This is a genomic window from bacterium, from assembly GCA_009926305.1.
Taxonomy (GTDB): Bacteria; Bdellovibrionota_C; UBA2361; order UBA2361; family RFPC01; genus RFPC01.
The window spans coordinates 1-10,531 of record RFPC01000081.1 but is presented as its reverse complement, the minus strand read 5'-3'; the positions used below and the strand labels follow the sequence as shown (position 1 = coordinate 10,531).

Annotated in this window: 20 protein-coding genes; 18 read left to right on the top strand and 2 right to left on the bottom strand. The window is 45.0% G+C overall.

Going from position 1 to position 10,531, the window contains the following annotated elements; all coding sequences use genetic code 11:
- From EBR25_11005 to EBR25_10945, 13 genes are all read left to right on the top strand, one after another.
- The coding region (locus EBR25_11005; protein NBW41512.1) for a hypothetical protein at positions 1–263 on the top strand (263 nt) is incomplete at its 5' end.
- A gap of 111 nt (positions 264–374) precedes the next feature.
- Entirely contained in the window at positions 375–593 is a 219-nt protein-coding gene (locus EBR25_11000) for a hypothetical protein (protein NBW41511.1), read from the top strand.
- 383 nt (positions 594–976) lie between these two features.
- Positions 977–1,408, top strand: coding sequence for a hypothetical protein (locus EBR25_10995; GenBank protein ID NBW41510.1), 432 nt, complete (start codon positions 977–979; stop codon positions 1,406–1,408).
- A gap of 61 nt (positions 1,409–1,469) precedes the next feature.
- Positions 1,470–1,691 (top strand): hypothetical protein, encoded by a 222-nt coding sequence (locus tag EBR25_10990; protein NBW41509.1) that lies wholly within the window; start codon positions 1,470–1,472, stop codon positions 1,689–1,691.
- 624 nt (positions 1,692–2,315) lie between these two features.
- Positions 2,316–2,543, top strand: a complete 228-nt coding sequence (locus tag EBR25_10985) for a hypothetical protein (GenBank protein ID NBW41508.1) — start codon at positions 2,316–2,318, stop codon at positions 2,541–2,543.
- Between the two features lie 68 nt (positions 2,544–2,611).
- On the top strand, positions 2,612–2,875 hold the full coding sequence (locus EBR25_10980) for a hypothetical protein (protein NBW41507.1): 264 nt from the start codon (positions 2,612–2,614) through the stop codon (positions 2,873–2,875).
- Positions 2,876–2,944: 69 nt separating this feature from the next.
- Positions 2,945–3,145, top strand: a complete 201-nt coding sequence (locus tag EBR25_10975) for a hypothetical protein (protein NBW41506.1) — start codon at positions 2,945–2,947, stop codon at positions 3,143–3,145.
- A 2-nt stretch (positions 3,146–3,147) separates the two neighbouring features.
- Positions 3,148–3,354, top strand: coding sequence for a hypothetical protein (locus tag EBR25_10970; protein ID NBW41505.1), 207 nt, complete (start codon positions 3,148–3,150; stop codon positions 3,352–3,354).
- An 81-nt stretch (positions 3,355–3,435) separates the two neighbouring features.
- Positions 3,436–3,759 (top strand): hypothetical protein, encoded by a 324-nt coding sequence (locus EBR25_10965; protein NBW41504.1) that lies wholly within the window; start codon positions 3,436–3,438, stop codon positions 3,757–3,759.
- Between the two features lie 85 nt (positions 3,760–3,844).
- Positions 3,845–4,165 carry a hypothetical protein gene (locus tag EBR25_10960; protein ID NBW41503.1) on the top strand — a complete coding sequence of 107 codons (321 nt, stop codon included), beginning with the start codon at positions 3,845–3,847 and terminating at the stop codon, positions 4,163–4,165.
- Between the two features lie 74 nt (positions 4,166–4,239).
- On the top strand, positions 4,240–5,175 hold the full coding sequence (locus EBR25_10955) for a hypothetical protein (GenBank protein ID NBW41502.1): 936 nt from the start codon (positions 4,240–4,242) through the stop codon (positions 5,173–5,175).
- 687 nt (positions 5,176–5,862) lie between these two features.
- Positions 5,863–6,048: a hypothetical protein gene (locus tag EBR25_10950; GenBank protein ID NBW41501.1), complete on the top strand. Its 186-nt coding sequence runs from the start codon at positions 5,863–5,865 to the stop codon at positions 6,046–6,048.
- Between the two features lie 292 nt (positions 6,049–6,340).
- Entirely contained in the window at positions 6,341–6,601 is a 261-nt protein-coding gene (locus tag EBR25_10945) for a hypothetical protein (GenBank protein NBW41500.1), read from the top strand.
- Positions 6,602–7,110: 509 nt separating this feature from the next.
- Here the strand turns inward: EBR25_10945 and EBR25_10940 are convergent.
- The gene (locus EBR25_10940; GenBank protein NBW41499.1) at positions 7,111–7,311 is read right to left on the bottom strand and encodes a hypothetical protein; all 201 of its coding nucleotides are present in this window, start codon (positions 7,309–7,311) and stop codon (positions 7,111–7,113) included.
- A gap of 23 nt (positions 7,312–7,334) precedes the next feature.
- Between EBR25_10940 and EBR25_10935 the strand changes: the two genes are divergently transcribed.
- On the top strand, positions 7,335–7,595 hold the full coding sequence (locus EBR25_10935; GenBank protein NBW41498.1) for a hypothetical protein: 261 nt from the start codon (positions 7,335–7,337) through the stop codon (positions 7,593–7,595).
- 63 nt (positions 7,596–7,658) lie between these two features.
- Here the strand turns inward: EBR25_10935 and EBR25_10930 are convergent, their stop codons facing one another.
- The gene (locus tag EBR25_10930) at positions 7,659–7,964 is read right to left on the bottom strand and encodes a hypothetical protein (protein NBW41497.1); all 306 of its coding nucleotides are present in this window, start codon (positions 7,962–7,964) and stop codon (positions 7,659–7,661) included.
- 676 nt (positions 7,965–8,640) lie between these two features.
- Here EBR25_10930 and EBR25_10925 point away from each other — a divergent pair.
- From EBR25_10925 to EBR25_10910, 4 genes are read left to right on the top strand one after another with little or no spacing between them, the layout of a single operon-like run.
- The gene (locus tag EBR25_10925) at positions 8,641–8,847 is read left to right on the top strand and encodes a hypothetical protein (GenBank protein NBW41496.1); all 207 of its coding nucleotides are present in this window, start codon (positions 8,641–8,643) and stop codon (positions 8,845–8,847) included.
- A 15-nt stretch (positions 8,848–8,862) separates the two neighbouring features.
- Positions 8,863–9,039 carry an AbrB/MazE/SpoVT family DNA-binding domain-containing protein gene (locus EBR25_10920; GenBank protein NBW41495.1) on the top strand — a complete coding sequence of 59 codons (177 nt, stop codon included), beginning with the start codon at positions 8,863–8,865 and terminating at the stop codon, positions 9,037–9,039.
- Positions 9,032–9,241: a hypothetical protein gene (locus tag EBR25_10915; protein ID NBW41494.1), complete on the top strand. Its 210-nt coding sequence runs from the start codon at positions 9,032–9,034 to the stop codon at positions 9,239–9,241. The genes EBR25_10920 and EBR25_10915 overlap by 8 nt, the downstream gene beginning before the upstream one ends.
- Before the next feature lie 48 nt (positions 9,242–9,289).
- Complete coding sequence (locus EBR25_10910) at positions 9,290–10,078, top strand: hypothetical protein (protein NBW41493.1); 789 nt, start codon at positions 9,290–9,292, stop codon at positions 10,076–10,078.
- The last annotated feature ends 453 nt before the right edge of the window (positions 10,079–10,531 follow it).

Here is a 10,531-nt window from a genome sequence, read left to right as displayed (position 1 = left end):
CCACCTATCGGGTCATCGGTTTCGGTCACGCCAATCACGGGTTCTTTAATCAATTCGCATTCACTTCCACCATCGGATATGCCTGCGGAATATATAATGCTCATCTCCACGATCCTGAGATGGATGGTGCCGTGATTATTCGTGTTCGGCACGAAGAATGGGAAGTGATTCAAGAGTTCAATTCTGAGCACTATCCCATCAGCATTGTATACGGTCCTCTGGGCAACTTTAAAGTCGAAAAGTCCCCTATCCTGGATGACTGAAGAGCAACTGATGTTCTGCTATTGGTATGAAGAACTCACAGGGGATTCTGTAGAAGAACTCTGTGAGCAGCTTGAGATTACTGTTGATTACTTTATGATGGAGTTCGTTTGATGGCACTCTCTACTAAGACAACACAAAAACTAGCAATTGCTCTCACTCCTGAAGTGATTGAGTATATCTACGCTGATGAGCGTTGGTTTGACTTTATGATTGAAATGGTTGGCGAGGCAGTACAACAAAAGCTGGGCACAAATGATATGGAATTAATTGCCGAACTGGGACAATGTGTCATTGAGAATATGGTTCTCAAGAGTGTGACAGTTGACTAAGTGGCACACAGGGGGTTGTGAGACCCCCCAGAACCTGCTACATTACATTTGTTCCTGAGAAATCCAATGCGCACCGTTTCTGTTCATTCTGAGAAAAGCATTCGGTTTACGAATCACGCCAAGTTCTGGTGTGAAATGCTGAACAATTATCGCAAATGTTACCCCAAGCATTCGTTTACTCAGATGGCAAAGCATTTCAATCTGAGTGAAACCAGTGCGCGTAGGTATTACTATGGAATTCACCAATTTAATGGTGGATTGTTTGGTCCCTGTTACAATCAAGTCCGCAGAGGTGCCTGTGTGACACTCTGAGAACTGTCACAAGGGGGGTTCCAATGCCCCCCAGAACCTGCTACATTACATTTGTTCCAAAGGAAACCACCATGTCCGTCACTCTGAGCGCCAACTACACTGAAATCTTCGATACTGAAACTGTGGAGAAGATTGATGAACTGCTGGAAGAGAACTATGCTCTCGATGATATGCTGCAGTTCATTGATAACCACAGTGAAGGTGATTTCGTAGCATACTATGAAGAGTATGTGCGTTGTGGTGAGGCAATTGGTTATGAAGCCGTAGATGCTCTCATTGATGAAATGGGTTGCGTTTCTGACGTTCAAGATTGTGATGAGCGTTATCAGGGTTGCTATGGTTCCACTGCTGAATTCGCAGAGGAAATGGTGAGTGAAATCTACGGTGACATTCCGTCGATTGTTGTAGTTGACTGGGAAGCAACCTGGGATAGTGCTCTGCGTTATGATTACACTGATTGTATCGCTGGTTATCGTGAAGTGTACTTCTTCCGTGACTGCTGATAAGTGTCAGAATCCCCCCTTGCGGGGGGCACCTATATTACATTAATTACTGAGAAATCCAATGCCCACCACTGTGAACGTCAACTACTCTGAAATCTTAAAAAATTTCTTTAAAGATTTGTATAGTGCCGAAATTGCAGAGAAGATTGATGAATTGTTGCAAAAGGGTTATGTTCTCGATGATATGGTGAGATTCCTTAGTGAAGGTGAAAATGAAGAAAATGATTTTGTAGAACATTATGAAGAATATGCTCTCAATAATTTCACTGCTGATAAAATCTAGTCGAGATGCGCACACATACAATCTCGACTAGATGTGCGCATCATACATTAATCTAGATCTAGTTACATTACATCTAGATCTAGATACATGAGGAAGGGGTTTGCCTCATCTAGTCAGAAAAGTTACCCTCTATGTGGTAGTCATATAGGTTGATGGTGATTAGGGAAACTATACAGGAGGGAGTGATGACCCTCCTGTTTTTTTATGCATATGTGCAAGAATATGTGCTTCACCCCACTCACCCCTTCCCACACCATCTAGATGTGCTTTTATATAACTTACTCATACTATCCCTTCGGGATAATCCACCTTCGGTGGATTGGCTTTAGTATTATAATTAAGAGCTTTATATTCTTATCATCCTTGACAAGCCTGATTCTACTCATATTCTTATAACTTGTCAAGCCCCCCTTATAGATATTATAATTAATATTTTATTGCAGGATGAGTGACGAACTAGTTCATCATAAAGCCTACTTCAGCTCTCATTGAATTGTTAAATTCATTCTACAGCACCTAGGTGCTCCTGTAAGGTGCCTTTGTGCCACTTTAGGTACTGGCACATACCCTATTGTGTTTCGTGTCCTTTCCTGCCATACTACATTCGTTGCTGAGGTTAAGCAAATGTCCCGCACTTACCGCAAAGATTACTACAGCAAAGCAGCACTGCGTAAACCGCAAACCCGTCAAGAAATCAAGAAACTTTCTCACATTCTTGATGATCTGAAGGATGGTGATTATCAGGTTTCGGGTATGAATCACCTGCACCATCGTCTGGCAGTTCTTCCTACTGATTGGGATGATCTTGTGATTTCCGCATACTATCAGAAACCGACTGTGCCAGTTGACTAAGTGGCACAAGGGGGATTGATTTTTCCCCCATTCTGCTCTACATTACATTTGTTCCTGAGGAATTCACCTTGTCACTTACTCAAGATCAGTACGATCAACTACTGGAAAATTATGTTTCTTGTATAGTTGATGGTATGGATATTGATACTTTGGTTCAGTTTGCAAAAGAGCAAATGGAACTGAATCTTCGTAAGAACTGTTCAATGGATGAAGAACTGATTGAAGAAATCGGTCGGTTCAATGATGAATCTGATGTTGCTGCTATGTTGGAAGATGTGGGGGCAAATCCTGCGGACTTTGGTGTTAGCAACTGGTTGGATGAGGACACCTGATTAACTGTCACAAGGGGGATTGATTTTTCCCCCATTCTGCTCTACATTACATTTGTTCCTGAGAAAGTGATGCTCTTTCAAGTTACTGAAATTGAGTTTGATTTTGAGGATTCTGAAGGTATACTACCTGAAGAGTTTCAAAATCCCATCATTGAAGATACCATCGGGCAAATCTGGGAGGCAGATGATGAATATGACCTCGTAGAAGAAATCACTTGTGCTACAGGTTGGTGTATCAAGTCCATTGATTACCGTCACGTTCTTTCCTGATTATGACCGACTTCCACGATTACGTTCTGAGTTTCTATGGTCCTGATGGCATCTATCCTATGGGTGCCACACTCTCACTGGTACAAGATGCCACGCAAACTCATATCGAAATCCTGAAACTTAAGGGGCAAAAGTTCTTCGGTGACAGTATCGACCGTGAGTTTGTGCGTGATTTGCTGCTCACAAAGTATAATCTTTCGATGGTGTGACAGTTGACTAAGTGGCACAAGCCCCCTTGTGCTGCCCCCCAATCCGTGCCATACTACCTTTGTCGTTGAGGGATTCACCCCATGCGTAAAATCGAACGCCAAATGAACGATGCTATCAGCAACGCCAAGAATTGGTGCTCTGGCAACACTCAGGTTTGCTGGGATGGTGCTGCTCAGGTTGCCGAAGTGTTCCTTCACGGTAACCTGATTGCTAAAATCGGTTCCTGCTGGATTCAGCTTTTCGATGGTGGTTGGCAGTCTGTGACTACCAAATCCCGTCTGAATGCTATTCTGCGTGTTCACGGTTGCCCTGGTGAGTGTGTATTCCAACGCAACTTTGAGTGGCGTCTGGGTGTCTCTGATGGTGGCGATGTTCCGTTCTTCAGCGGTATGCGTCTCAACTGAGTGTGACAGTCAGGGGGCTGGTACAAGCCCCCTTGCGTTCCTTCCCATTCTCTGCAATACTGTAAAAGTCAAAACAAACGACACAATGGAAACCTCCAAATCCTTCCCTCCCGCTGATGCTCTGGTTGCCTATCTGCGCCAGGTTGATTATCAGAAACTCTACAATCAATTCGTGAGTTTCGTTGTCGTTGCTGCAGCATTCGTGGCAGCAGTCTATACTGTGCTCCGCACCAAATGGGTTGAGTATGATTGCACCGAGCGTTGCCAAATCGCTGCGCTTTATGTGAAAGAAACTGCAATCAAACTCTATAACTGGGTTCGTGAAGTGTTCGTCCCGTTTATGATTGAAACCGCAAACGATGTTCGTTCCTTTTATAACATCGTGCGGGTGGCTCAGACGGTCTGAGAACTGGCACAAGCCCCCTTGTGGTTCCCCCCATTTGATGCCATACTGGCTTTGTTGAGAGAAAAACAACCCAAATGCAAAACAAGCACATCGAACACCCCGAAGATAGCATCCTCACGGGGGATCTTAGCGTTCTTGATTGGTTTGTCAATCCTGGTACTCTCTCCGTCAAGATCGATGGTGCCCCTGCTATTGTGTGGGGAACCAATCCTGAGAATGGGCAATTCTTCGTTGGAACCAAGAGCGTTTTCAACAAAAAGAAAATCAAGATTTGCTATACTGAGGCAGACGTGTTTGCCCTGTATGATGAGGCAACTCACGCAAATCTGATTGAGATTCTGTGTGCCTGCCTGAAGTATCTTCCCCGCACTGAATACATCATTCAGGGAGACTTTATCGGTTTCGGTGGTTCGAACGAATACAAACCGAATACCGTAACCTATCAGTTCCCTGAGATTGTGCGGCAGGTTATCATCATCGCCCCGCATACTGAATACTATACGGAAACCACGCTACAGGATGCCGTAGCGTATCCTATGAAGGGTGGAGTTTCGCTTGCCCTTCCCTCTACTGATACGGTTAAGTTCATTCAACCGAACGCATACATTCTCCACAATCAAGAATCCTTCGCTGATGTTGAGGAAGTGGTAAAGTTCGCCCGTCAGATGGCAACTACCGTAGAGTTCGTGAGTGATAAAGAGGCAGCACAAATCAAAAAACAACTCAACGCCTGCATTCGTGCTGCTGAGGTTATCAACGCTGACGATTTTGATTGTGACCCTAACCTCATCCGACTGTGGGCACTGGTGAAGTCTATCAAGGACGATTGCCTGTCCATTTGCCGTAACGATGGTCCTGCAGCTTACCTGGGTTCTCCGTATGCTGGCTATGAGCGAATCGACTCCGAAGGTTATGTGATGACCAATGAGTTCGGTATGTTCAAACTGGTCAATCGTGAGGTGTTTAGTTATGCCAACTTCAACCACGGTCGTTTCCAGTGTGCCAGTTGAGAAGGTGGCACAAGCCCCCTTTACGGGGGCACCTCTCAACCCTTATATTGTAAAAGTCACCAACGGAGGAAACAATGTTTGACGAACTTTGGACTGAGATTCAGGATATGCCAGGCGAAATCTTCGACCTTGATATTCCCGAACTTGATGAGGATTCTGACAAGTTCAATGTAAACGAATACCTCAATTCCAACTACGATTACTGATAACCAAATGTCCGATTCGATGTTCTATTCTTTCACTGGCGACGGCGTAACCTTTCTGGGTTTGATTGGTATCGTCTCCACTGGAATCATCCTGGTTTCGGTGTTCCGTTCTTACATGAGTTCACCATACCGTAAGTGACCAATTGTCCTGAATCATGACATTAAACTGATTCACATTCCCACTCATTCTTCATTCTTTCTTTTTTCATTATGACCCGCGAAATGATGCTTGGCCTGCTGCGTGCTGGTAACACTGGCGATCAACTGCTGGCTATTCTTGATACTCTGACTGGTGATGTGGCACCCGCTGAGATGGTAACTGCCACCGAATCCGCTGAGGGTTCCTATGGTCAACCCACCGCAGAATGGGTTAATTTCTGACACTAACCCAGGGTGTGCCAATCGGACGGCTGGCACACCCTGCCTCCCACTGCCCCCTAGGGGGCCCTATACTGGCCTCAGTTCAAACGAAACGCCTCAAATGAAAGTCTACGCTGTGATCGGTGGTTGGGATTATGAAGGCGAGAATTTCAATTCCCTTCGTCTGTTTGATTGTAAGTCTGCTGCCGAAGCATACTATAAAGAATTGACGGAAGTTGACGGTTACGATTATGCTTTGATTGAGGTTCGTGAGGTGTGCATGGAATCTGCAATCCTCGCTGCCTGAGTTAACCAAACCCTTCGCAAACCTACCCCTTCTCATTATGCGCCAGCGTCTGATTGATTCCATCCGCAAGATGATGCAAATCCATTACAATTCCCCTGAGTTTGAGTATAGTTTTCTGGACTTCTACACTGAGACTAAGCTTAAGGAAATGATGGCAGGTTGGCAGCAGAATCAACCCGAACTGTTCGCCCGTGAGGGTATCTATCTGATGTGACGGTCAGGGGGCTGGTACAAGCCCCCTCCCACTGCCCCCTAGGGGCCCCTATACTGGCCACAGTTCAAAGGAAACCACATGTGGGAAGAAATTGCAGACATGTCGGGCGAAATCTTCGACATTGATTTTGATTTTGACGATGTGCCCGCTGAAGTAAAGAATGATCCTGAATTTAAGTTTGAGGATGAATTTTTGCATGATTCTCGCAAAGCACTTCTGGCAGGAGCTATTCTGAGAGGATACACGCACGCTCAGGTAAAGAAAGCATCTGATGATAGATTGCGTGTCATGAATGATTCCAACACGCGGCGGAATCGTTCTAAACTTGCCCTGATGTGACGGTCAGGGGGCTGGCACAAGCCCCCTCCCACTGCCCCCTAGGGGGCCCTATACTGGCCACAGTTCAAACGACACGCGATGACCGACCTTTCCTCCCGTTGCCTTGCCCTCGCCTCTGCCATGGCAGCAGAGGTTAATGGTGACATGGACTATGTGCCTCAGGATGACATCGATTCCCTGCTGGCAGGACTGACCCAGCATAACATTGAGGAGACGGCAGAGGAACTGGCACACCTTGCCTATTTCTTTAACTGATTTCCCCCTATACTGACCACAGTTCAAACGAAACGCGATGCGCTACGAAATCCACGTCCCCTCTGCCCCCTATGAAGGCGAATCGGTGCATGATGAGTGGCAAGCTTGGGACCTCTGCCTCTCCCTGTCTGAGGAATTTGGCTATGCTGAGGTCCGCCGCAATGGCGTCATTCTGGGTTCCTACACTGACGGTCACGCCTGAGTGACAGTCGGAGAGGTGGCACAAGCCCCTCTCCACTGCCCCCTAGGGGGCCCTATACTGGCCACAGTTCAAACAACCAAACCAAATGAAAGCACATCACACCGCCCGCCTGATTGTCGCTGCCATCATCATCGGAATGGGTTGGAACACTATCAGCGTTGGTATCCGTGCCGTGAAAGCATTTGATCGTGCCGTTGCTGATAGGGTTGAGGAAATCGCCGAATTGACTGACTGAATCCCTCTCACATTTCATTAACCAAACTCACTCCTAATCTCATGACTGTCACCACTTACCAGACCAACCTCACCGACCGTACCTACAACGGTTGGACCAATTATGAGACGTGGAACATTGTTCTCTGGATTGAGAATGATGAGAGCATCCAAAACTTCATTCAGGACAATGATGTTTGCTGCTATGAAGAACTGCTGGAGGCATTCTACGAATTCGGCACTAAAGAGACTCCCGATGGTGTGAAGTGGGATGATCCTAAAGTTAACCGCGCTGAGATTAACGGAGACGTGTTCGATTTCTGATCATAACCCCCTGTGCCAGTCGGGGCACTGTCCCCCGACCGCTGGCAGGGCGCTCCCCAGGCCCTACAATAGCCTCAAGCGAACGGGGGGCGCTTCCCCCCACCGACCCTGAGTCAAATGACCGCCTGCATCTATCGCATCGAGCTTGACCGCGCTGATGGAACCACTGCCGTAGAGTATCGCAAGCGCAAGCGTCCTACCACTGCCAAAGGTTTCGACCGCCAGCATAACAACGTTGTGAACTCTATCATTGAGGAACTGCGTTACTATCGCGTCGAAGGGTGGAAGAAGCTGACTGTTACCCGTGTTTCGGCAGTCGGTCAGTAACTTTTTGGGGGGGTTTCCCCCCCTCTCAACTTTCCCCCTCATTCTTCACTCTATGTCTGTCTACTCTCAAGCAACCGACCTTCAAACCCGCCGCATCGTGTGGGCAGCAAACAAAATCAAATCGTTTGGGCAGATTAAACATCAGGGCGAACCCGTTACTCTCAGCGCTGCTGAGATTGCGAATCTCTCCACAGACTATGAAGGTTGGCAGAGTAAGGGTCACAAATACTATTGCAATCCTGAGGCGAAGCGTATGAGCTTCCCTGCCTGACTTTCACTCTCATTCTTCATACAAACTCTCTCTCAATTCTCATGACTGACGCTATCTTCCGCCTCGCTGATGATAACGGTTGCATCACTTGGTTTCAGGCAGTTAGGTTCGCCAACGCCCACGGTATTCTGGAGGATTTGTTTAACGATTATCGTATGATGATTGGCGAACCCGTTGATGCTGGCGAACTGTTAGTGTGGGCAGGTTACTGATAGTTCGTGGGGGCAGTCTTATGCCCCCTTTCTTATAACGAACAACGAACGAATAAGGGTTTATTGGTTATTCGTGATGGCAGTATGTGGCGTTGAATTCTTTATATTTTTGCGGGCGCTGAACCGTCATAATGTCCCGATGCCCCCCTATATAAAAAACGCAAACATCCCTAACCTACAAAGTGTTACCCAAGCGACCTTTTTGTTTCACTCATAAGAAAAAAATTTCCCGTATATGAAAAACTCCCCCACACCTTATTGGAATTTTTGGAGAACAGTCTTCGCGGGATGGTTGATACGATACCCAGGGTTCTTCTGGAGGGCGGCAAAGACCATTATAATTCTACAAGTGATTCTAATCTTCTCTCTGATACTTCCATTTATTCCAAAAGATGGAGAGTCTGAGAAAAACATAGATACTGTGTCATATATAAAAAAATAAAAAAAATATTGAGAGATGAAAAAAAATCCGGAAAAAAATTTCACAGTCGTAGAGGTTGACCCAATTACTGGAGATTATTTTGTCAAAATTCCTGAGTGGATGATGACAGAACTTGGATGGTATGAAGACACAGAAGTAAAGGTTATTCTGGAAGGAAATGAAATTGTCATTACAGAGAGAAAATATGAGTAAAACATATACACATTATGTTTATCACATTTACATAAAAGATAGATGTGTTTATCATTCTCTTTCTGAGAATGAATTTGATAATACTTGGTTAATGATGCAAAATTTATTAGACATTATGGACACCAAGGAAATATCAAAAAATGATATAAGTTTTGAAAAAGTTAGTGTGAATAAGGAAATATCCCTTAACTCATCACATTGACAACCACTATATAATAGTGTATGATATGACTGAAGTAACTACTCAATTATGGCAAAAGGATTTACTGTAAAAGCAAAGTCTCCAATCGCTCAAAATTCAAGCTCGGTTGAACCTGACTGGGACTATGCGGCAATTAAAGAAAGAATGCGTGGTAAGAGTATTGTGTTCTGCCTTCCAGGGCGCGGGTGCTCTTTTACCTTTTTAAAGAACTTTGTACAACTGTGCTTTGATATGGTACAGAGTGGCATTGCGATTCAAATCTCTCAAGATTATTCATCCATGGTGAACTTTGCTCGTTGTAAGTGTCTCGGAGCAAATGTTCTTCGTGGTCCGGACCAAATTCCCTGGGATGGTCGTCTACAATATGACTATCAACTCTGGATTGATTCTGACATTGTTTTCAACACTGAAAAATTCTGGCAACTCTGTGACCTTGCTATTTCGGAAGATGGTACTGAAAAAGAAATCGTCGCTGGATGGTATTGTACTGAAGATGGTCGTACCACATCAGTCGCTCATTGGTTAGAAGAAGATGACTTCCGCAGCAATGGTGGAGTCATGAATCATGAGATGGTAGAAGGCATCAGCAAGCGTAAGAAACCATTCACAGTTGATTATACTGGATTTGGTTGGGTTATGATTAAGAACGGAGTCTTTGAGCATCCTGAGATGAAGTATCCATGGTTCGCTCCCAAGATGCAAGTCTTTGAATCTGGTGAGGTTCAAGATATGTGTGGGGAAGATGTGTCGTTCTGTCTCGATGCAAAAGAAGCGGGATTTGAGATTTGGTGCGATCCTCGTATCAGAGTCGGTCACGAAAAAACAAGAGTTATCTGAGAATGGTTGACAGACCTACACAGACCAAGTATAATATCCTCTGTAAGGGACGGAGAATTCACCAGAACTTAACAGAGGAGCAATTCCTTGATACTATGGAGGACCTGGCACAAGAGTTTTATAAGTCAGGTACTCCAGACCCTTCTGATATTACTACTGAAATTATAGGAGACTAATTATGGCATACAAGAGTGGTTCTTATGTACCTGGCAAGCCCAAGTTGACTCGACAAGGAGATGGTAAAAATACCAAATATTCATCATCTTCTCGCAATAATGCTCGGAAGAAGTATCGCGGACAAGGTAAAGGGTGATTTATGGTTGATGAGAGTTCCATTAAGAAAAAAGTAAGAAATTGGATTTCTTCATTAATGGTCTCTCATCAAAAATTAAATAATTTTAGTATATGTCCTTATGCACATACTGCAAAATATGACATAATTTGTTGTAAAAT